The sequence below is a fragment of the Bradyrhizobium sp. ORS 86 genome (assembly GCF_045571475.1).
Lineage (GTDB): Bacteria > Pseudomonadota > Alphaproteobacteria > Rhizobiales > Xanthobacteraceae > Bradyrhizobium.
In genome coordinates, this window is the sequence record NZ_CP120699.1 from 3,197,269 (window position 1) to 3,218,886 (window position 21,618).

Annotated in this window: 22 protein-coding genes; 15 read left to right on the forward strand and 7 right to left on the reverse strand. The window is 64.9% G+C overall.

The features are described from left to right. Window positions 1–249 precede the first annotated feature (249 nt). Window positions 250–1,152, forward strand: a complete 903-nt coding sequence (locus P6U25_RS14465) for a hypothetical protein (RefSeq protein ID WP_407151830.1) — start codon at window positions 250–252, stop codon at window positions 1,150–1,152. Window positions 1,153–1,154: 2 nt separating this feature from the next. On the opposite strand, the gene P6U25_RS14470 is transcribed toward P6U25_RS14465, so the two are convergent. After that, window positions 1,155–1,601 (reverse strand): iron-sulfur cluster assembly scaffold protein, encoded by a 447-nt coding sequence (locus tag P6U25_RS14470; protein WP_407151831.1) that lies wholly within the window; start codon window positions 1,599–1,601, stop codon window positions 1,155–1,157. 245 nt (window positions 1,602–1,846) lie between these two features. Between P6U25_RS14470 and folE the strand changes: the two genes are divergently transcribed. The 4 genes from folE (at window position 1,847) to P6U25_RS14490 (ending at window position 5,453) form a co-directional block, all read left to right on the forward strand. Further along, entirely contained in the window at window positions 1,847–2,527 is a 681-nt protein-coding gene (gene folE / locus P6U25_RS14475) for a GTP cyclohydrolase I FolE (protein WP_407151832.1), read from the forward strand. Window positions 2,528–2,554: 27 nt separating this feature from the next. After that, complete coding sequence (hisI, locus tag P6U25_RS14480) at window positions 2,555–2,983, forward strand: phosphoribosyl-AMP cyclohydrolase (protein ID WP_407151833.1); 429 nt, start codon at window positions 2,555–2,557, stop codon at window positions 2,981–2,983. 116 nt (window positions 2,984–3,099) lie between these two features. Continuing rightward, window positions 3,100–4,107: a transglycosylase SLT domain-containing protein gene (locus P6U25_RS14485; protein ID WP_407151834.1), complete on the forward strand. Its 1,008-nt coding sequence runs from the start codon at window positions 3,100–3,102 to the stop codon at window positions 4,105–4,107. A 164-nt stretch (window positions 4,108–4,271) separates the two neighbouring features. Continuing rightward, complete coding sequence (locus P6U25_RS14490; protein WP_407151835.1) at window positions 4,272–5,453, forward strand: DUF2336 domain-containing protein; 1,182 nt, start codon at window positions 4,272–4,274, stop codon at window positions 5,451–5,453. Between the two features lie 60 nt (window positions 5,454–5,513). On the opposite strand, the gene P6U25_RS14495 is transcribed toward P6U25_RS14490, so the two are convergent. From P6U25_RS14495 to P6U25_RS14505, 3 genes are all read right to left on the reverse strand, one after another. Beyond that, a complete protein-coding gene (locus P6U25_RS14495; RefSeq protein WP_407151836.1) occupies window positions 5,514–6,092 on the reverse strand; it encodes an Hpt domain-containing protein in 579 nt (192 codons plus the stop codon). Window positions 6,093–6,100: 8 nt separating this feature from the next. Then, window positions 6,101–6,646, reverse strand: coding sequence for a response regulator (locus P6U25_RS14500; RefSeq protein WP_280977273.1), 546 nt, complete (start codon window positions 6,644–6,646; stop codon window positions 6,101–6,103). Between the two features lie 104 nt (window positions 6,647–6,750). Beyond that, a complete protein-coding gene (locus P6U25_RS14505) occupies window positions 6,751–7,530 on the reverse strand; it encodes an NAD kinase (RefSeq protein WP_407151837.1) in 780 nt (259 codons plus the stop codon). Between the two features lie 147 nt (window positions 7,531–7,677). Here P6U25_RS14505 and P6U25_RS14510 point away from each other — a divergent pair, with 147 nt between their 5' ends. From P6U25_RS14510 to P6U25_RS14540, 7 genes are all read left to right on the forward strand, one after another. Beyond that, window positions 7,678–9,240, forward strand: coding sequence for a S10 family peptidase (locus P6U25_RS14510; protein WP_407151838.1), 1,563 nt, complete (start codon window positions 7,678–7,680; stop codon window positions 9,238–9,240). A gap of 380 nt (window positions 9,241–9,620) precedes the next feature. Then, window positions 9,621–9,992, forward strand: a complete 372-nt coding sequence (locus tag P6U25_RS14515) for a hypothetical protein (protein ID WP_407151839.1) — start codon at window positions 9,621–9,623, stop codon at window positions 9,990–9,992. Between the two features lie 97 nt (window positions 9,993–10,089). Next, window positions 10,090–10,497, forward strand: a complete 408-nt coding sequence (locus P6U25_RS14520; RefSeq protein WP_407151840.1) for a FixH family protein — start codon at window positions 10,090–10,092, stop codon at window positions 10,495–10,497. Continuing rightward, a complete protein-coding gene (locus P6U25_RS14525) occupies window positions 10,494–11,933 on the forward strand; it encodes an efflux RND transporter periplasmic adaptor subunit (protein ID WP_407151841.1) in 1,440 nt (479 codons plus the stop codon). Before P6U25_RS14520 ends, P6U25_RS14525 begins: the two co-directional genes overlap by 4 nt. Next, window positions 11,930–15,115, forward strand: coding sequence for an efflux RND transporter permease subunit (locus P6U25_RS14530; RefSeq protein WP_407151842.1), 3,186 nt, complete (start codon window positions 11,930–11,932; stop codon window positions 15,113–15,115). The genes P6U25_RS14525 and P6U25_RS14530 overlap by 4 nt, the downstream gene beginning before the upstream one ends. A gap of 138 nt (window positions 15,116–15,253) precedes the next feature. Then, window positions 15,254–15,964 carry a c-type cytochrome gene (locus P6U25_RS14535; RefSeq protein WP_407151843.1) on the forward strand — a complete coding sequence of 237 codons (711 nt, stop codon included), beginning with the start codon at window positions 15,254–15,256 and terminating at the stop codon, window positions 15,962–15,964. Between the two features lie 115 nt (window positions 15,965–16,079). Next, window positions 16,080–16,829: a cation transporter gene (locus tag P6U25_RS14540; RefSeq protein ID WP_407151844.1), complete on the forward strand. Its 750-nt coding sequence runs from the start codon at window positions 16,080–16,082 to the stop codon at window positions 16,827–16,829. Between the two features lie 261 nt (window positions 16,830–17,090). Here P6U25_RS14540 and P6U25_RS14545 read toward each other — a convergent pair whose 3' ends face one another. Further along, window positions 17,091–18,155, reverse strand: coding sequence for a citrate/2-methylcitrate synthase (locus tag P6U25_RS14545; protein ID WP_407151845.1), 1,065 nt, complete (start codon window positions 18,153–18,155; stop codon window positions 17,091–17,093). 183 nt (window positions 18,156–18,338) lie between these two features. Next, window positions 18,339–18,557 (reverse strand): GDCCVxC domain-containing (seleno)protein, encoded by a 219-nt coding sequence (locus P6U25_RS14550; RefSeq protein WP_407151846.1) that lies wholly within the window; start codon window positions 18,555–18,557, stop codon window positions 18,339–18,341. Between the two features lie 134 nt (window positions 18,558–18,691). Here P6U25_RS14550 and P6U25_RS14555 point away from each other — a divergent pair, with 134 nt between their 5' ends. After that, on the forward strand, window positions 18,692–18,964 hold the full coding sequence (locus P6U25_RS14555) for a hypothetical protein (protein ID WP_407151847.1): 273 nt from the start codon (window positions 18,692–18,694) through the stop codon (window positions 18,962–18,964). Window positions 18,965–19,145: 181 nt separating this feature from the next. Next, on the forward strand, window positions 19,146–20,345 hold the full coding sequence (locus P6U25_RS14560) for an MFS transporter (protein WP_407151848.1): 1,200 nt from the start codon (window positions 19,146–19,148) through the stop codon (window positions 20,343–20,345). Between the two features lie 57 nt (window positions 20,346–20,402). Here the strand turns inward: P6U25_RS14560 and P6U25_RS14565 are convergent, their stop codons facing one another. After that, a complete protein-coding gene (locus tag P6U25_RS14565) occupies window positions 20,403–20,948 on the reverse strand; it encodes a tetratricopeptide repeat protein (protein ID WP_407151849.1) in 546 nt (181 codons plus the stop codon). Window positions 20,949–21,225: 277 nt separating this feature from the next. Here P6U25_RS14565 and P6U25_RS14570 point away from each other — a divergent pair, with 277 nt between their 5' ends. Next, the gene (locus P6U25_RS14570) at window positions 21,226–21,549 is read left to right on the forward strand and encodes a His-rich protein BRANT (RefSeq protein WP_407151850.1); all 324 of its coding nucleotides are present in this window, start codon (window positions 21,226–21,228) and stop codon (window positions 21,547–21,549) included. The last annotated feature ends 69 nt before the right edge of the window (window positions 21,550–21,618 follow it).

Consider the following 21,618-nt stretch of genomic DNA (forward strand, 5'->3'; position numbering starts at 1 on the left):
GTCGACGGCATCTCTCGACTATGTACGTAGTCTTGCGGGGGTTCCAAGCCAAGGAACTGTGTTGTTGCAGATATTTACGCCACAGTTGGCAATTATTGCCCTGCGCGAACGACGCTGTAGCAGGGGTTGTATGGACGCTCAGGATCAGCAGGGATACCGTTTCGATAACGCTCCGGCGATGGAATCGTGGCGCGTTGACATGGGGCCGTTGCCACCGCTCGCACCGTGGGCACGGGGGAAGGAACCAAATTGAGACTCGTAAAGTCGCTTTCATTGCGCGGCTGGGCGCTTCTCGGCGCTGCCAGTCTTGGCATCGCAGTTTCCGGCATCGCCACCACGCTAGCCCGTCCGGCCCATGCCGGCCCAACCGTCGAACAGCGCAAGCTGCCGATGAAGTTTAGCTGGGTTGCTTGCCAGCCGAATTGCCGGGGTTGGGTATCTGCCGTCGGTATCATCACGGCCGACAGCCCGAAGGAATTCGATGAATTCGCTCGCGGGCGCCAGCTCAATGGCGCCACGATCGTGCTCGACTCCAGCGGCGGTTCGGTCAACGACGCAATCGCGCTTGGCCGCCGCTTCCGTGGCCTCGGTGCGCTGACGACGGTCGGCGCCAGCGTCGCCGGCAAGATGGCGCAGGGCGCCAGTGTGCTGCCCGATGCCTACTGCGAGTCGATGTGCGTGTTCCTGCTGCTGTCCGGCAAGACGCGGTATGTCCCGCCGGCCGCTCACGTTCGCGTTCACCAGATCTGGATGGGTGACCGCGCCGATGATGCCAAGGCCGCAAGTTACACCGCGCAGGACCTGATGATCGTCGAGCGCGATATCGGGCGTCTCGCCAAGTACACGTTCGACATGGGCGGTGGAGGCGAACTGCTGTCGCTGGCGCTCAGTGTGCCGCCATGGGAGGAACTCCACGAATTGTCGCCGGCTGAATTGCGTCTGACCAATCTGGTCACGACCGATGCGGTCGCCGACGTGCTGCCGCGGCACAACGATGCCGTCCCGGTTGCCGAAGCGAAGCCGAAGACCAGTGACCGTTTTGTGAGCAACCTGATGGAAGATGAGGCAACGCAGGCCGCAACCAGGACCGCCGCGGCGGCGACGCCGACCGGCAGCACGGCGGCTGCCGCGCCGGTTCAGCCCGTGCGGTAAGTCTACGCGGGCTGCTTCGCCTTGGCCTCGATTTGGCCGATTGCATCGACCACGGCATCGAAGGTCAGCATGGTCGAGGCATGGCGGGCCTTATAGTCGCGCACCGGTTCGAGTAGCGCGATATCGGCCCATTTGCCTTCCCCAGGAGGCTTGCCGTCCTCCTTCAGCATCTTGCGGACGGTCTCGCGTAACTCGCGCAGTTCATCCGCCGTCGAGCCGACGACGTGGCTTGCCATGATCGAGGAGGAGGCCTGGCCGAGCGCGCAGGCCTTCACGTCATGGGCAAAATCCGTCACTACGGGGCCGTCCATCTTGAGGTCGACCTTCACGGTCGAACCGCAAAGTTTGGAGTGGGCGGTGGCGCTGGCGTCCGGGTCGGCCAGTCTGCCGAGGCGCGGAATATTGCCGGCCAACTCGATGATCCGCTTATTGTAAATGTCGTTCAGCATGAGGGCGGGTGCCTGGTTCCGGCGTTGCCGGGCGCTCTTGGCGGCTTGGTTTCACCGTCCTATATATGAACGGCATTGGCGGAAATATAGTCAGTCCGGCCATGCGGTCGCTGCGGCCCACCTCCGCCGCCGCGGTGCGAGAAAAGATGGGACTCAGGCGCCCGGCGGCTCGAATATCCGCCCCGTCTGCCCGGTGACACATCCGGCCCGAAGGTCATTGCCTGGGCTGGTCGAACGGAGAAGACATGGACGCCTTGATCAAATCGATCCGCCCCAACAAGCCGACCGACGCCAAGACCACCGAACTCGACCCTTCAGAATTCATGGCTGTGGCCGTCCGGGCCGACCAGCCGCGGCCGTCGCGGGCCGAGGCCGAACTCGCCGTGAAGACGCTGCTCAGCTATATCGGCGAGAATCCGGAGCGCGAGGGCCTGCTCGACACGCCGCGGCGCGTGGTCGAAGCCTATGACGAACTCTATCAGGGCTATCATCAGTGCCCGGCCGAAGTGCTGAACCGTACCTTTGGCGAGACCGCCGGCTATGACGACTTCGTGCTGGTCCGCGACATCGAGTTCACCTCGCAGTGCGAGCATCACATGATGCCGTTCTACGGCAGAGCGCATATTGCCTACACGCCGGTTGAGCGGGTCGTGGGCCTGTCCAAGCTGGCGCGGCTGACCGACATCTTCGCCCGCCGCCTGCAGACCCAGGAGCATCTCACCGCGCAGATCGCCGCCGCGATCGACGAGATCCTGAAGCCCCGCGGTGTTGCGGTGCTGATCGAGGCGGAGCATACCTGCATGTCGGTGCGCGGCGTCGCCAAGCATGGTGCATCGACCTTCACCAGCCGCTTCACCGGCATGTTCCGCGACAATCCGGCGGAGCAGCAGCGTTTCCTGTCCTTGGTGCGAGGACCGACCCGGTAACCTCGCATCTGCTGAGCGAGGTTTTCCGTGTCCACATCGACCCACGATCACGACCGCGAGGAGGGGCTCGGCTTCCAGCCCAAATTTGACGCGGCAGGTCTTGTGACCTGCGTCGCGACCGATGTCGCGACCGGTGACGTGCTGATGGTCGCTCACATGAACGACGAAGCCCTGCGCAAGACCATCGCGACCGGCGAAGCCTGGTACTTCAGTCGCTCGCGCAACGCGCTGTGGCGCAAGGGGGAAAGCTCCGGCCAAACCCAGCGCGTGGTCGAGATGCGGATGGACTGTGATCAGGACGCGGTGTGGATTCGGGTCGAGCAGATCGGCGCTGCCTGCCACACCGGACGGCGTTCTTGCTTCTATCGCAGGGTTGATCGCGCGGGCAGCGATGTCAGTCTGTCATTTGTCGACGCCGAGCGGCTGTTCGATCCGGCACAGGTCTATCGCAAGTAGCGGCATCCGGACCGTTCCCCGGTCGGCCGAGCAGCTTAACGCGCCATTAACCATAATCGCCGCAGTCTGGCTGGACATGGGCGCCGATTGCCGGCACCCGGCAAGGCATCGGACGGATGGCGGTCGACACATTCATTGCCTCGGCTGCGGCAGGTGTCGATCCGTCGCGCCTGCAGATTGCGAGTTCGATCAGGCAAGCGGCCTCGACCACCGGCGTGAGCTTCGAATATCTGCTCACCACCGCCAAGATGGAGTCCAATTTCAATCCGCAGGCCGGCGCCTCGACCTCGTCGGCGCATGGGCTCTATCAGTTCATCGACCAGACCTGGCTCGGCACCGTCAAGGAGGCCGGAAGCCAGCTCGGCTACGGCCGTTATGCCGATGCCATCACCAGGAATTCCGACGGCAGCTATTCGGTCAGCGATCCCGCCGCGCGTAACGCGATCATGAAGTTGCGGGACAATCCCGACGCGGCCTCGTCGATGGCGGCCGTGCTGACCCAATCCAACAGCTTCAAGCTCACCGGCACGCTCGGACGGCGTCCGACCGACGCCGAGCTCTACATGGCGCACTTCATGGGCGTCGGCGGCGCCGGCAGGCTGATCTCCGCCGCCGAAGACAGCCCGGCGGCCAGCGCCGCGGCGATGTTTCCGAAGGCGGCGGCCGCCAACCAGTCGATCTTCTACGACGGGTCGGGCAGCGCGCGCAGCGTGTCGCAGGTCTATTCGGTCCTGACCACGCGTTATGCCGCCGCTGCGAATTCGAAGGATACCCGCACCGCCTTCGCCGCGGCGGGCGGCGGCACAATGAGTCAGTACGCCGTCGCCAGCGCCGCGCCGACGCCCGCGCTGACCATGGACACCGCGGCTTATCTGTCGACTTTCCCGGACGCCCGCGCGAGCGCGGTGGTGGGGACGACGTCACAGGCCACGGCATCCGCGCAGCAGCCGCCAGTCTTCCGCTCGCTGTACCAGGGCGGCGACCGCACGCAGCCGATCTCGCCGGCAGTGCAGGAATTGTGGGGAAGTTCGCCGGCGTCGACCGCAGCCGCGACACCAGCGGTCCGCGCCCCCGGGCGGCTCGATCTGTTCAGCGATCCCAACGGCACCTACAGCAACGGCTAGCCAGTTGCGTGAGCCCACGCGCCTTTGGCGCATCGCGGGCGTCTTAACGAAACGTCAATAATCCCAAACGTTTATGGTGAACGCTTTGTTAAGCGTCATGGTTTATTTTCCTTGTATTGGGCATCGCATACCGATGCCGTTTCGTTGCGTAAGCCGGCAGGACCATGATCGTTCGGCAGTTTATTAGTTGGATTAGGACAGCCCCGGCCGGCGAGCGCGCAGAAGCGACGCGGGCGTTGGCGCGGGCCTGGCTCATTTCGGATCTGAGCGACGACGATCGAGCGGCGGCCGAAGGCGCGCTGCTAATGCTGCTCGACGATCCGTCGCCGCTGGTGCGGCAGGCGATGGCCGAGGTGTTCGCACGCAGTACCGACGCGCCGGCTGCGATCGTGCGGGCCTTGTCGGTCGACCAGCCCTCGATCGCGCTGCCCGTGCTGGAACATTCGCCGCTTCTGATCGATGCCGACCTGGTCGACATCGTCGCGACCGGCAGCGACGAGATGCAGTGCGCGATCGCGCGCCGCATCAATCTGCCGCCCTCCGTCTCCGCAGCCGTCGCCGAGGTCGGCTCGGCTGCGGCGGCGCTCGAATTGATCGAGAATCCCCACGCCGAGCTTGCGCCGTTCTCCTGGGACCGCATCGTCGAGCGCCATGGCCATCTCGCGGCGATCAGGGAATCGATGCTGCAGCTAGCAGACCTGCCGTCCGCGACGCGGCTCGCGCTGGTCGCAAAGCTCTCCGACACGCTGGCGCAATTCGTGGTCGCACGGAATTGGCTCGGTGCCGACCGGGTAGGGCGGATCACCGACGAAGCGCGCGAGCGCTCCACGGTGAACATCGCGGCGCGCTCCTTCGGCGAGGACATGCGCAGCCTGATCGCCCACCTGCGTGCCACCGGCCAGCTCACCGCCGGGCTGATCCTGCGTGCGCTGCTGTCGGGCAACCTCGACCTGTTCGGCGCTGCGCTCTCCGAACTGTCCGGCCTGCCTTACGGCCGCGTCTCGGCGCTGCTGAACGATCGCGGCGGCAACGGCCTGCCGGCGCTGCTGATCCGCGCCGGTCTGCCGGAATCCACCTTCGCGGCGTTCCGCGTCGCGCTCGAGGCCAGCCACGAGGTCGGCTATGTCGATACCGGTGATGGCGCCGCGCGGCTGCATCGCCGCATGGTGGAGCGGGTGCTGACCCATTGCGAGACCGACCATTCCGCGGCCGAACCGCTGTTGATCCTGTTGCGCCGCTTCGCGACGGAATCGGCACGCGAGGATGCCCGGATGTTCTGCGACGAGCTGGTCGCCGAAGACGCGCTCGCGGCGCTGCCCTACGACGACGACCTGATCGCGGCCTGACCAGGCCGCGTCCCTCAGAACAGTTGGAAGTTCGGACGGCCGCCGCGGCGCCGTGCGCCGCTATTCGTTCGGCACGATGCTTGGCGCGAGGATCGCCTCGAGATGCTCGGGGCGGTCGCGATTGGCGTGGGTCAGGAATTCGTCGGCAATGCCGCGCAACTGCTTGCTCAACACGCCGGCCACCACGGCGGTGTCGAGCTTGGTGCGCTCGCGCACGATCGCCTGCACGGCATTGATGTGATGGGCGATGAGCTGCGGCGGCACTGCATCGAGGTCCGGCGCGTGCTCGATGATCCGGCACAGGCTCTCCGCTGCCGCGGCCGCCGAGGGATAGCCGAACGTCGCGGCATCACCCTTGATGTCGTGCGCGGCGCGGAACAGCTCCTCGCGTGTGCGCTCGTTGAAGCCCTCGCGCTTGACGGCGTCATACGCGGCCGAGAGGCGGTCGGCCTCGACCGTCATCCAGGCCTTAAACTCGCCGGAGAGGCCGGCCAGCGCTTTCTCCGCGCGCCCGACCGGATCGTCGAGATCGCTCTCGGGCACCCGCAACAGCATCCCGCGCAGCGGGTTGGGCTGCGTGATGACATGGTGGGTGCCGAAACTTCTGACCTCGATCGTGCCGGGTTTGTCCTTGGCCATGACGGTTCCTAGATGCTCGACCGCGCCTTTTCGAGCAGCGACGGCTGCTGCATCACTTCCACCTCGCCGCTGCCGCGACGCTCGGGACCGATATAGGTGTTGGTGGTGTTGCGGCGGCGGTCGGGGCCGAAATAGGTCTTGGTCTTGATGAACGGACGCGGATTGGCGACCACGTTCATGATGCGCTGGTAGAGGCCCTTGGCCGAGATCGGCTTGGCCAGGAATTCGGTGACGCCGGCATCGCGCGCCACCGTGACGCGGCGCTTCTCGGAATGTCCGGTCAGCATGATGATCGGCGCGTACGGGTTGCCCTTGGATTCCGGCTGCCGGATCATCTGCGCGAGCTCAAGCCCGTCGAAGATCGGCATCGACCAGTCGGTGATGACGATGTCTGGCACGTAATGGGTGTACATTTCGAGCGCGGTGGCGCCGTCCTCGGCCTCGTAGACCTCGCGCGCGCCGAACGAATGCAGCAGCGTCCGCAGGATGCGGCGCATGTGCGGATTGTCGTCGCAAATCAGAAATCGCAGCTTGTTGAAATCGATGCGATACATGGTCCGGCCCCGAACGGGCATACCGGACAGGCGCGGCATTACCCGAAATTAACCATATCCCGGCTGGGGTTAATGTTTGGTTTCCGCGCCAGGGCGCGCCGCCCTCAATAGCCGAACTGCTCGCGCAGGATGCGCTCCTCCAGCGAGTGGCCCGGGTCGAACAGCATCCGCATCGCGATCGTCTTGTCGGAGAGCACCTCGACGCGGCGCACGTCGCGGACCTCGTCATGGTCGGCGACCGCGGCGACCGGCCGCTTCTCGCCCTCGATCACCTCGATCACCACGAAGGCGGAATTCGGCAGCAGTGCGCCGCGCCAGCGCCGCGGCCGGAACGCGCTGATCGGCGTCAGCGCGAGCAGCGCCGCGTTGATCGGCAGGATCGGCCCCTGGGCGGAGAGGTTGTAGGCGGTCGATCCGGCCGGCGTCGCCACCAGGATGCCGTCGGCCATTAGCTCCGGCATCCGTTCATGCTCGTCGATCAGGATGCGCAACTTCGCCACCTGATAGGTCTGGCGGAACAGCGCGACCTCGTTGATGGCGTGATGCAGATGCGCGGCGCCGTGAATGTCGGTGGCGCGCATCAATAGCGGATTAATCAGTGACTCCCGCGCCGCCGCCAGCCGTTCGCGCAGGTCGTGCGTCGAGTATTCGTTCATCAGGAAGCCGACGGTGCCGCGATGCATGCCGTAGATCGGCTTGCCGCCCCGCATATGGGCGTGCAGGGTCTGCAACATTAGGCCATCGCCGCCGAGCGCGACCACGACGTCGGCATCGTCGATCGAGTGGTTGCCGTACATTGCGGTGAGCTGCTCGAGCGCGGACTGCGCTTCCGCGCTCGCGCTGGCGACGAAGGCGATCTTGTCATACCGCTTGGAGCTTTTCATCGCTCACGAACTCGTTTGCCACGGAATACGCCGCGCTCGTCTATACATCCCGGGCGGCCTTGTCGAGATGGTTCCGTGAGGCCCGATGCCTTGCTGGTGCCGCCAGGCTATCGCAGTTTGCGGCCTGTAGTGCGGGGAGTGAACGACATGGCTAATAGTCTTGCGACACGGCTCGCGGCGGCGCTGCTCGCAGCCTGCCTTCTGACTGCCGCGCGCGCCGACGACGCGGCCCCGCAGCCGCAGCCGCAGCCGTCGCCGAGCGCGCAGGCGCCGACCGGTCAGAAGGGGCGGGCAGGGCGCGGCGACGCCGGTCCCAGCACCAACGCCTCTAGCGCTGAACAGCACCGACTGCCACCGGACTCGACCACCAAGCAGTCCGTCGAGTTGCCCGGCCGCACGCTGGCCTTTACCGCCACTGCCGGCTCGATCCGCGTGTTCGACGACAAGGGTGAGGCACTCGCCGACATCGCCTACACCTCCTATCAGCTCGACGGCGCTGACCGGGCGAGCCGGCCGGTGACGTTCCTGTTCAACGGTGGTCCGGGCTCGGCGTCGGCCTGGCTGCAATTCGGCAATGTCGGACCGTGGCGCCTCTCGTTCGATGTCACGGCGTCGTCGGCGTCGCCCGACCTGATGCCGAATGCCGAGACCTGGCTCGACTTCACCGATCTCGTCTTCATCGATCCCGTCGGCACCGGTTACAGCCGCTTCGTCACGATGTCGGAGGATGCGCGCAAGCGCTTCTTCTCGGTCGATGGCGACGCCAACGCAATCGCGCTGGTGATCCGCCGCTGGCTGGAGAAGCACGATCGGCTGCTGTCGCCGAAATACGTCGTCGGCGAAAGCTATGGTGGCATTCGCGGGCCCAAGGTCGTGCATAATCTGCAAATGCAGCAGGGCATCGGTGTGCGTGGCCTGATCCTGATCTCGCCGGTGCTGGACTTCCGGGAATATTCCGGCTCCAGCATTCTGCAATATGTCGCGAGCCTGCCGACCATGGCGGCGGTCGCGCGACAGACCAAGGGGCCGGTGACGCACGAGGATCTCGCCGATGTCGAGCGCTACGCGCGCAGCGATTTCCTGATCGACCTCATCAAGGGCCAGGCCGACACCGAGGCCACCACGCGGCTTGCGGACAAGGTCGCGAGCCTCACCGGCATCGATCAGGTAGTCAGCCGCCGGCTCGCCGGCCGTTTCGACATCGGTGAATTCCGTCGCGAGTTTGATCGCAAGAACGGCAAGGTGACGGGCCGCTACGACGCCTCGGTCGAGGGCTTCGATCCCTATCCCGACTCCAGCTCCTCGCACTTCAACGACCCGTCGGGCGACCCGCTGATGGCGCCGCTGACCAGCGCGGCCGTCGACCTCACCACGCGCAAACTGAACTGGCGGCCGGACGGCTCCTATCATCTGCTCAGCGGGAGCGTGAACAAGTCTTGGGATTTCGGCCACGGCATTAGTCCACCCGAGTCGGTGACCCAGCTTCGCCAGGCGCTGGCGCTCGATCCGAAGCTGAAGCTCCTGATCGGCCACGGCCTGTTCGATCTCGCCACGCCGTATTTCGCTTCGCAAATTATCATCGACCAGTTGCCGGCCTTCGCGACCGGAGACCGCACCAAGCTCGTGGTCTATCCGGGCGGCCACATGTTCTATTCCCGCGACGGCTCGCGCGAGGCGTTCCGGAAAGAGGTCGAGGCGCTGGTGAAGTGAGGGGCGTAGCGACCTGGACTGCGTAGCCCTGCAACTACCTGACGGCGTCGTCCCGGCGAAGGCCGGGACGCATAACCGCCACTGTTGATTATTGCGCGGGGCTGGGACGACAAGTCCCATTCACAACTCCTGCTGCGGCTTATGGGTCCGGCGTTCGCCGGGACGACAGTCAAGTGTGTGTCACGGCTTGTGAGTCATGCACTCGCATTCTCGCGGCGCGAGGCGTCCGAGGTTTGCTGCAATTCACGCCGCCCTGAATTGCAGGAAGCGCGGGGAGCGCCGCTATGTGAGAGCCAATTCCGCCCGCCGGCAATCGGAGCTGGCGCGATCGTGATGTGGGGCGGATTTGCAGGCTGCGGCGAGACGTGCGACAAGTGGGCATGCATTTGAGGCGGCTCGCCAATCTCTGGATTCTGATTCTTGTCGCGGCCGGGCTGCTGCTCGCGCCCGTGGCGCCGGCATTTGCCACGACGATGCCGGCTGTCCCTGCGGCCACCATGCCGGCGGCATCGGACGATCACGCCATGGCCGACGACATGCCGTGCTGTCCGGACCAGACCAAGCAGCGGACCTGCGACGGTTGTCCGTTCCTTGCCCTTTGCATGCTGAGCATCTCGCTGCCGGTCCCCGACGGGACGGCGTCGCTGATCGTGCGTGACCCACAGCGAAGCCTGTTTGTGGCGCATGACGAGCGTATGCTTGACGGACTCGGCGCCAAACCTCCCGATCATCCCCCTCGAACCAACGTCTGAGAGGCGCGCCAGCGCCTGATCGCTGATGCGTGCGCCGATGGCGCGCGCCGCTTTCTGCCGCTCACGCGGTGAATCAGACGTATCGAGGATCATAACCATGAAGACTTCCAACCTGGCGCGGGCCACCATGGCCGCGCTGATTGGCATTGCCATCACGGGCGTTGCGCTGCCCGCTCATGCCGAGATCAAGAACTACGAATTCCAGCTCGTGCAGCCGACCGTTCAGGTCGGGACCGATCGCATCGTCACGGTGCGACTGGTCGACAAGGCGACCGGAAAATCCGTGCCTGACGCGGTCATCTTCGCGACGCGTCTCGACATGGCGCCCGACGGCATGCAGGAAATGGTCACCAAGGTGACGCCGATGCCGGGGACCGAGTCCGGCACGTACCGCTTCAAGGCCAGCTTCAGCATGGCCGGACGCTGGCAGTTGTCGCTCGGCGCGAAAGTGCAGGGCGAGACCGGATCGGTCGAAAACAAGCTCGTCGTTACGGCCCAGAAATGAGCCGCGTCGTCCTGGCTGGCGCTGCCGCTGCGATCGCCGCAGCGGCAGGCGCCGCACTCATCGGTCGCGGCCTGCCGCCGCGGCCGGTCAGCGTCGCTATCGCTCCCGCCGCGCGTGCGGCGGAGGCCGGTGCACCGATCTACTACCGCGACCCCGACGGCAAGCCGTTCTACTCGCCGACGCCGAAGAAGACGTCGGACGGGCGTGACTATCAGCCGGTGCCCGCGGGTACCGACATCAGCTTCGACGATCCCGAGCCATCCGCGGACATGGCGCCGGCGGATGCCAAGCCCGAGCGCAAGATCAAATATTACCGCAATCCGATGGGGCTGCCGGACACCTCGCCGGTGCCGAAGAAGGACTCCATGGGGATGGACTACATTCCCGTCTATGACGGCGACGACAGCGACGACGGGACTGTGAAGCTCTCACCAGGCAAAATGCAGCGCACCGGCGCGAAGTCCGAGCCGGTGACGAGGCAACCCATCTCGTCGATCATTCGTGCTCCGGGCACTGTCCAGGAGGACGAGCGGCGCGTGTCGGTCGTCGCACTGCGCTTTGAGGGATTTGTCGAAAGCGTCGCCAACGTCACGACCGGGGATCATGTTCACAAAGGGCAGGTGCTCATGAACGTGTACAGCCCGGCACTCTCCAGTGCGGCCGCCGAGTATCTTTCCGCCGTCAACGCAGGCGCAACCGGAAAGGAGTTGAAGGGGGCGCGCCGGAGATTGGAGAACCTGGATACCCCGGAGCCCGCGATCAAGGAGCTGGAGCGCACCCGAGATATCTCGCTGTCCATTCCGTGGCTCGCGCCGCGGGACGGTGAGATCGTCGCGCGGAACGCCGTCAACGGAATGCGGGCCGGCCCCGGCGACGTGCTGTTCAGGATCGCCGATCACCGCCTTGTCTGGGTGGTCATCGACGTCGCGGAACGAGATCTCAGTCAAGTCTCAGTTGGAACGAAGGTGACGATCAAGCCGCGCGGACTGGGCGGCAAGACTTTCACAGGGACCGTCGCGCTTATCTACCCGCACCTGAATGCTCAGACCCGCACGGCGCGCATCCGCGTCGAGCTTCCCAATCCGGACGAATTGCTGCGGCCCGAGATGTACGTCGACGCGGAGATCGAAATCGGCTCGCCGGATCCGGTTCTGGCCGTCCCAGAGAGCGCCGTCCTCGACGACGGCACGCGACAGCAGGTCCTAATCGACAAGGGAGACGGGCGTTTCGAGCCGCGTGAGGTCAAGCTCGGTCGGCGCGGCGGAGGCTATGTTGAGATCGCCGAAGGCGTCAGCGAAGGCGAGCGAACTGTCACCTCGGCCAATTTCCTGATCGATGCCGAGAGCAATCTGAAGGCGGCATTGAAGGGTTTTGCCGAGGCGAGCAGTCCGAAATCAACCGAGCCGGCGGCCGCAAACACGGGAGCGCGCCCATGATTGCCCGCCTCATCGCCTGGTCGGCGCGCAATCTGCTGCTCGTGCTGTTCGGCACCGGCTTTGCGGCCGCTGCCGGGCTCTACGCGCTCGTCCACCTGCCGCTCGACGCAATTCCCGATCTCTCCGATACGCAGGTGATCGTCTACACCGAATATCCGGGCCAGGCGCCGCAAGTCATCGAGGATCAGGTCACCTATCGCCTGGCCACGGCGATGCTGACGGTGCCGAAGTCGAAGGTGGTTCGCGGCTTCTCGTTCTTCGGCGTGTCCTTCGTCTACGTCATCTTCGAGGATGGCACCGACATTTACTGGGCGCGCTCGCGCGTGCTGGAATTCCTCAACGGCGCGGCGTCCCGCTTGCCCGCCGGCGTGACGCCGACGATCGGCCCCGATGCGACCGGCGTCGGCTGGGTCTACCAATATGCGGTCATGTCCAAGGAGTTGAACCTCGCCGATACGCGCACCATCCAGGATTGGAACCTGAAATTCGCGCTTGCCAAGGCCGAAGGCGTCGCCGAGGTCGCCAGCGTCGGCGGCTTCGTCAAGCAATACAACGTCATTCTGGACCCGCAGCGCATGCGTGACCGGGGCATCACCATGCAGCGGATGCGCGAGGCGATCCGCGCCAGCAACGCCGACGTCGGCGGCCGTACCGTCGAGCTCTCCGAGTTCGAATATGTGATCCGTGGCAAGGGCTATCTCAAGAGCATCAACGATCTCGGCAACATCGTGCTCAAGACCGACAATGGCACACCGGTGCTGCTGCGCGACGTCGCACGCGTCGAGCTCGGCCCCGACGAGCGCCGCGGGGTCGCCGAACTGAACGGCGAGGGCGAGGTGGCAAGCGGCATCGTGCTGCAACGCTTCGGGATGAACGCGCTCCAGGTGATCGAGAACGTCAAGAAGCGGTTCAGCGAGATCGCGACCAGCCTGCCGAAGTCGGTCGAGATCGTCCCGGTCTATGACCGTTCTAACCTGATCTATGCGGCGATCGATACGCTCAAGCGCACGCTGGTCGAGGAGAGTGCCATCGTTGCGCTGGTGTGCATTGTGTTCCTGCTGCATGTCCGCAGCGCGCTGGTCGCGATCCTGATGCTGCCGGTCGGGGTGCTGATGGCGTTCGGCGCGATGAAGCTGCTCGGGATCGGCTCCAACATCATGAGCCTCGGCGGCATCGCGATCGCGATCGGGGCGATGATCGACGCAGCCATCGTGATGATCGAGAACGCGCACAAGCATCTGGAGCGCGCCGCGCCCGGCCGGTCGCGCGTCGCGATCCTGATCGAGGCGGCCGCTGAGGTCGGCCCGGCGCTGTTCTTCAGCCTCCTCGTCATCACCGTGTCGTTCATGCCGATCTTCACGCTGGAGGCGCAGGAAGGACGGCTGTTCAGCCCGCTCGCCTTCACCAAGACGTTTGCGATGGCGGCGGCGGCCTTGCTGTCGGTCACGCTGGTTCCGGCGCTGATGGTGATCTTCGTCCGCGGCAGGATCGTTCCCGAGCACCGCAACCCGATCAACCGCTTCCTGATCTGGATCTATCGCCCTGTGATCCACGGCGTGTTGCGTGCCAAGACGCTGGTGATCCTGCTGGCGCTCGGCGCGCTCGCCGTCTCGGTCTGGCCGGCCCGGCAACTGGGCACCGAGTTCATGCCTGATCTCAACGAAGGCACGCTGCTCTATATGCCGACGACGCTGCCCGGGATCTCCGTGACCAAGGCATCCGAACTGATGCAGACCCAGGACCGGATCATCAAGGGCTTCCCGGAAGTCGCCTCGGTCTATGGCAAGGCCGGCCGTGCAACGACGGCGACCGATCCGGCGCCGCCGGAGATGTTCGAGACCATCATCAACCTCAAGCCGAAGGAGCAATGGCGGGCAGGGGTGACCCTCGACAGCCTGATCGCCGAGATGGATAAGGCCCTGCAATTTCCGGGCGTCTCGAATGCCTGGACGATGCCGATCAAGGCGCGCATCGATATGCTCTCGACCGGGATCCGCACGCCTGTCGGCGTCAAGGTGATCGGTCCCGACCTTGCGGGGATCGACAAGCTCGCCAAACAAATCGAGCAGGTCCTGAAAGCCGTTCCCGGCACTTCGTCGGCCTATGCCGAGCGCAGCCTCGGCGGCTACTATCTCGAGATCACGCCGAACCGCGAGGCGCTGTCGCGCTACGGCATCGCGGTGCAGGATGTGCAGGATACCATCGCGACCGCGCTGGGCGGCCAGAGCGTGACCACGACCGTCGAGGGGCGCCAGCGCTTCACCGTCAACATGCGCTATCCGCGCGATCTGCGCGACAATCCAAAAGCCATCGCGAGCGATACCCTGGTGCCGATGCCGGCGGGCGGGGCGGTGCCGCTCGGCGAAGTCGCCGATGTCACGCCGTCGCGCGGTCCGACCTCGATCAGGACCGAGAATGGGCAGCTCGCGACCTACATCTATGTCGATATCCGCGATCGTGATCTCGGCGGCTATGTCGCAGATGCGCAGCGCGCCGTGCAGGCGAGTGTGCAGTTTCCGCCGGGGACGTACGTGGTCTGGAGCGGGCAGTACGAATATCTCGAACGTGCCATGGCACGGCTGAAGATCGTCGTGCCGGCCACACTATTGATCATCTTCCTGCTGCTCTATCTCAATTTCAGGTCGGTCACGGAGACCTTGATCGTCATGCTGTCGCTGCCGTTCGCGCTGGTCGGCGGGCTTTGGCTGATGTGGTGGCTGGGGTTCAATCTCTCGGTCGCCGTCGCCGTTGGCTTCATTGCGCTTGCAGGTGTCGCTGCGGAAACCGGCGTCGTGATGCTGATCTACCTCAATCAAGCACTCGCGGACGTCACGCAGCGCCGTGCCGCCAAGGGGGAGGCGGTGACCCAGACCGATCTCCGCGAGGCCATCATGGAGGGCGCGGTTGAGCGCGTCCGGCCGAAGATGATGACGGTCGTCGCCGTCATGGCGGGACTGCTGCCGATCATGTGGAGCACCGGCACCGGGTCCGAGATCATGCAGCGCATCGCGGTGCCGATGATCGGCGGCATGATCTCGTCGACCCTGCTGACGCTGATCGTGATTCCTGCGATCTTTGGGCTCGTCAAAGGGTTCCGTTTGCCTCCTGCGGGCCAATCACGGCCGCCGGCAAAGACGAAATCGATTGCAGCGAGAGTGAGAGAGCTGGAGCTAACCGAATGAGGTGATCCATGATGCACGACATGATGCCGGGAATGATGTGGGGCATGGGCCTGATTGGTATACTCGTCATTGTTGTCCTGGTTCTGGCAGCCTTGGCGTTGGTCAAATACCTTCGTTCCTGAAGCCGAGGAGGCCAGAATGAAGCCGTGTCGAATTGCGATAGTCATGACTATCGCTTTCGCGTCACCTGTGTTGGCGCAGAGCGGCGATCGTGGCGAGCGGGATTTTCAGGCTTGCGTGCCGTGCCATTCGCTTGAACCCGACCGCAACATGACCGGCCCGAGCTTGGCAAACTTGTGGGGGCGCAAGGCCGGAAGCCTGCCGAGCTTCGATCGTTACTCCGACGCGCTGAAAGCTTCTGATATCATTTGGGACGACCGCTCGCTGGATGCCTGGTTGACCGATCCGCAACGCATGGTGCCGGACAATGAGATGCCGTTCGAAGGGATCAAGGATGCACGCGTTCGCTCGGATCTGTTGGCGTTTCTCAAGCAGGCCACAAAGCCGGGGGCCGCGTCGGAGCGAGTCGCCGAAAATCGCATGAAGGGGATGGGCGGCATGATGGGAGGTATGATGGGCGGCAATCACACTCCCAATCTGAAGGTCCTGGAGCCCGGACAGCGCGTGACTGCCATCACGCACTGCCGGGACACCTATCGCGTGATCACCGCCGACGGTAAGACGCGCCATTTCTGGGAGCGCAATCTGCGTCTGAAGACGGACTCCAGCCAGGAGGGCCCGCAGAGCGGAGCACCAGCAATCCTCCCCGCAGGAATGATGGGCGACCGCGCGGACGTGATCTTCGCGGCTCCGGAGGAGATCAGCAAGACTATCGAAGGACAGTGCTGACCTTCGAACCGTCGCAGTGAAGCGCGGAACACAGCGCCTGAATTGGCGCAGTTCCGCGTGGCCCGGCTTGAATTACCTGCAATGGCGGCCGTATCCTGTTCCGAAAGGACCACCAATGACCGATTGCTGCGAGCAGAAGACATCCGAATGCTGTGCGCCACCGCCGTTGATATTGCCGAAGACCACCGGCGTGCCGACGGTCGAGCGCCATCGCGCGGCTGACGCATGCTGCTCGGGCGGCGTTCCGGTGTTTGACGGTCTCGATCCGCGCTACAAGCGCATTCTCTGGACGGTCATCGGCATCAACGGCGCAATGTTCCTGACCGAGATGATCGCGGGTCAACTGGCCGGATCGCAGGCGCTCAAGGCGGATGCGCTCGACTTCCTTGCCGACACGGTGACCTATGGGCTGAGCCTTGCGGTAATCGGCGCCAGCCTGCGAACGCGCGCCTCCGCGGCGCTCTTGAAGGGCGTTTCGCTGAGCCTGATGGCGCTGTGGGTGTTCGGCTCGACTGTTTACCAGACCCTCATTCTCGATGTTCCGAAAGCCGAGGTGATGGGTGCGATCGGCACCTTGGCACTCACTGCGAATTTGGCGTCCGTTCTGCTGTTGCTGCCGTACAAGGACGGCGACGCCAATGTCCGCTCGGTCTGGCTCTGCTCGCGCAACGATGCAATGGGAAACGTCATCGTGATGGTGGCCGCCCTGGGCGTTTGGGGAACGGCCACGCGATGGCCCGATCTCGCAGTCGCCGCCGTCATGGCGGTGATATTCCTGACCTCGTCGGTGCAGATTCTGCGGCAGGCCTGGGCCGAGCATCGCGAGGCAGCCCCGCTGCGCAGTCCGACGGCGGCGCGCGGCTGATTGAGCCGCACGCGAGTGTGGGTGCATCGAGCCGCCGCTCGAGTCTACTTGAGTTTGGGTTGCATTTCGCAGCGGCTTCGGTCGATCTCTTCCCATCGTGGAGAAGTCGGATTGCATCGCTAGATGCAATCCGGGTGAGGGGCCTTGCGCTCTCGATAGACCGTAACCTCTCACCCGATTTGCTGTGCAAATCGACCTCTCCCAAGGGAGAGGTGACTTCCGCCGCTGTTTCAGATCAAGCTGGTCTAATCCCATCATGCTTTAGGTATTCAAGGCCGGGCCGACATAGCGGCTGGTCGGACGCAGCATGCGGCCGGTGGCTTTCTGCTCCATGGCATGCGCCAGCCAGCCGACCGCGCGCGTGGTGGCAAATGTCGGCGTGAAGGCATCGCGCGGAATCCCGCAGGCCTCCAGCAGGAGCGCGGCATAGATCTCGAGGTTCGGGCGCAACGTCTTATCGGGCCGTTGGCGCGCGAGGGCCGCGAGCGCCTTGCGTTCGAACGCGAGCGCGAATTGCAGGCGCGCATTATCGCCGCCGAGCTGGCGGACCGCATCCGCGAGCAGTGTGGCGCGCGGATCACCATTCGGAAACGCGCGGTTGCCAAAACCCGCCAGCCGTTCGCCAGCGGCGAGCTTCCGATCGAGCCAGGCGTCGACATCGTCGCTCGCCTGCGCCTGATCGACCATCGTCAGCGCCGGACCGGGCGCGCCGCCGTGCAGCGGACCTTCGAAGGCGCAGTAGGCGGCGAGCACCGCCGCAGCGAGCGTCGCGCCGGTGGAGGCGACCACGCGCGCGGTAAGCGTGGAGGGGCCGAGGCCGTTTTCCGCCGCGACGACGAAGTAGGTGTCAAGCGCGTGAACCAGATCGGGCGCGGCGGCCGTCCCGGAGACCATCCTCAGCATGTCTGCGGCCGTCGGCAGCGTGGGATCGGGCGGGACAGCAGGCAAACCCCGTTGATGGCGGATGATGGCGGGACCACCGACCGAGAGCGCGCCGATGATCTCCGCCGGCGTGCTGTCATCGGGCAATGCCGCCAGGCATCGGCGAGTCGCTTCGCCCGGCGTCGCGCCCGTTGTGGTCGGCAGCCACGAGCCGAGACGGTCGAACGCCTGCTGTCGGCCGGCGCCGAACTCCGCGGTGATGCGGTCGCGTGTGAGTCCTTCGCCCGCAAAGCCTTCCCACAAGAGTGTGATCAATCCCTCGAAGCCGAGATCATGTGCGGCCGTCTCGAGCGGCACGCCGCGGATCCACAGCCGCGATGCCTGCGGATCGGAATGGCTGAGGACGGTTTCAGCGGCGACGACGCCGTCGAGACCTGCTTTCATGAGCTGCACCTCTTGAGGCGGTCTTGGTCCGAAGACGCATTGATGATGTCAAACGTGGAACCAACAACGGTACCTGATCTCCCTGTGCTTGTCAGATGGTCGCAGCGCCAATGTTGGATGACGCGATGACCGGCATTGCGCGGTTGCGCCTGCTGCGATGCCGGTCATCGAGCGCTGCTTCCCTCATTGGCCGCAGCATTTCCCGTCCGCCTGGACGGGAGGGCACGGCACCGAACCGTAGGAGCAGAACACGCAGCAGTCGCCGGCTTTGGGCTTGAGGCGGATGCCGCAACCCTTGCAATCATAGAAGAACTGGCAGGCGTCGGTCGGCATGGTGACGGCTTCGGCGAAGCCGCAAGCCGGGCAGGTCAGGGTGGAGACGAGTTGCACGTTACGCTTCATCCTCGGCTGGTTAATCTCGTGAACGGCCTACATTAACTCTCTCCGGCTGGAAAACGCATTGATCGGCCGCATCACTGGAACGCGATCGGCATTGGCGCGTTGCTGTGCATTCCAGCGCACAGAAGGGCCTTTCCATGAAAATCCACGCCGCGGTCATGCTGATAGCTACACTCATGCTGTCGGGAACCGTGCTGGCGCAGAGCTCCGGTCCCACGGCCGGAAATGGACAGGCTGGTAATGTCACCACGACGGGTCAGGCGCTGAACAGCGCCAAGAAAACCGGCGACAGCGGCCCGCCGATCGACAAGGCAGCGCGCCAGGCGAAACCGGACGCAGGCGCCGCCAACAACACGGTCGGCGTGAACCGCGGGTCCAAGGTCGACCGGCGCAACGAGCACTATCCGTAGCCACAGGACCTCCAGTCGTTCGCGATCGGGAGCGTCGCCGCCCTTCGGGCCGTGGATGGCGTCGCCTCCGGCGCGGGGCTGCCCATGCCGGTCATCGTAGCGTCATGTGCTATCGGTTAGCCATGGCGTTTCGATCGCGACGGGCAGCATGGGGATGAATGGCCGGGCACGGCTTCTCGGAATGAACCGGGAGATTACGGGCGTCCTGGTTGTGCTCGCCGTCGCGCAACTGATCGGGTGGGGGAGCCTCGGCTTGCCGGCCATCGTCGGCCGGCGAATCGCCGCCGATCTCCAGATCGCGCTGCCGACGGTATTTGCAGGAACCTCGGTCCTCTACGTGACGATGGGCCTGTGCGCGCCGCTGCTCGCCGAACCGTTCAAGCGCGCAGGCGCTCGGCGTGTCATGATGGCAGGCGCCGCGGTCGCAGCACTCGGTTTCGTCCTTCTGGCCTGCGCCCAAGAGGTGGCGCTCTACTTCATCGCCTGGACGATCCTTGGCGTCGGTGGCAGCGCCGCCCTGAGCACGGCCGCCTACATCATGCTCAACGAGGTGGCGGGCCGGCATGCGAAGGGCGCGATCGGAGCTCTGATGCTGGTCACCGGACTGTCCAGCAGCATCTTCTGGCCAACGACGGCATGTCTCGCCGACGCGGTCGGCTGGCGCGGGACCTGCTTGGTCTATGCCTTGGCGATGGGCTTGGTCTGCCTGCCGCTCTACACGTTCGGGCTGCCGCGCCGGACCGCTGCTGTCGCCGATTCAGAGACTGCATCGGAGCGGTCGGCCGCGCCGTCTGCCCCGGATAGAAGCACTTTTGTCCTGGTGGTGGCGGCGATTGCGCTCAACGCATTCGTCAGCATCGGCTTCAGCGCAATCCTTGTCGAGCTCCTGAAGGCGCAGGGGCTCTCGGCGACCGAAGCCGTTGCGTTCGGATCGACGCTTGGCGTCGTGCAGGTGTCGGCGCGCGCAATCGATTTCATCGGCGGCGGACGCTGGGACGGCATCACGACGGGCCTCGTCGCGGGTACGCTGCTGCCGGTCGCGATGCTGATCCTGATCTTGGGCCACGGCGCTTATTGGTCGATCGCGGCTTTCATCCTGATCTACGGCCTGGGCAGCGGCGCGCTCGCGGTTGCGCGCGCAACGATCCCGCTGGTGTTCTACGATAGGGGTGCGTTTGCCAAGGCGACGTCGCATATCGCGCTGCCGCTGAACCTGATCTCGGCGGCAGCGCCGCCGCTCCTGGCCGGGTTGCTCACGCGCTTCAGTAGCGACGCGCTGCTGGCACTCGCGATGCTGTGTTCGACCGGCGCGCTTGTCATGCTGCTCATGCTCGGCCGCCGCCGGCGCGCGATCGGAATAACCGCCACCACGCCATCATGAAAAAAGCCGGCGCAGTCATGTCGACTGCACCGGCGGGATGCTTCGATATCAATCCGCTCAGTAGACGAGGCCAGTGCCCGGCGGCTTCTCCAGCGCTGCGGCCAGCGAGCGGTATTCCTCGCTGTTGGTGCCGGCGAGCTGCGCGATGCGGTTCAGATGGAATTCGGCCTGGTCGCGGTTGCCCTGCTCGAGCTGCCACAGGCCGTAATACTGCCAGGTCCGCACATGGTTGGGATCGGCCTTGAGCGCGCGCTCGTACCAGATCTGCGACACCTTGTAGTCGCCGAGCTTGCGATAGGAGTAGCCGATCAGATTGGCAACGTCGGCGCGATCGTCCTGACCCAGCGCTTTCAACTGCTCGATCGCGGTGGCGTAGTCGTGGCGATCATAGATCGTGGTGTAGGCCGCGTGATAGCCGGCCAGGAACTTCGGATCATCGATCGACGATCTCCTGTCCTTCTTGGTCGCCTTCTTACCCTTGCCGCTGTCGGAGGCGGGCGGGGAGGGGTCATCGCTGCCGGCGGCGTAAGCCTTGATGACGGGGCCGCCCGCAAGGGCCATCGAGAGCACCGCGAGGGTCAAAAACCTTGTCGTCCTGCTCATTCCTGATCGCTCCTGATCGTTCCTAATCGCGCTCGGTAATCCTACACCGAAGCCTGTCGACTTGAACACCCGAGGCCTCAGAACATTCCCGCCGCCGCGCGATTCCACGTGATCACCCACGGCGCCGGCGCATGACAGAGAAGTCATTCACATGAATGAACACCGACAGTGACCTTCAGGACGGGTTCAGCGGGGGCTCTCTAAGGTCGCCTCCATTGATCGGCGAGGCCGACCATCCGGCCGGGTAACTCTCGATCCCGTGGAAGAGGAGACCACCATGTTGAAGTCGATTTCTGCAGCGCTGCTCGCCATGTCCGTGATCGCTGCCCCGGCGCTCGCCGCCGAGCAGACCAAATCCGCCACCTCCGCGCCCGTGACCACCCCCGCGCCGACGACCAAACCCGCGCCGGTGATCAAGAGCGAGCAGGAGCCGTCGAAGGCCCTGAACGCCAGCGCGAAGATGACCCGTCACCACACCCAGCATTATCGCCACCACAAGCACATGGGCCTCCTGAAGGTGAAGAAGGCGCAGAAGCACGCCAGCCAGCACGTTAAGGCGAAGGTCGCGGTCAAGCACGTCGCGCCGGTCAAGCGCGGCTGAAACTGATCCGCCGGCGTGGTTTCGATCCACATTGCCCCGCTGCGCCGGCGGATGTCAGACCCGGCCCGT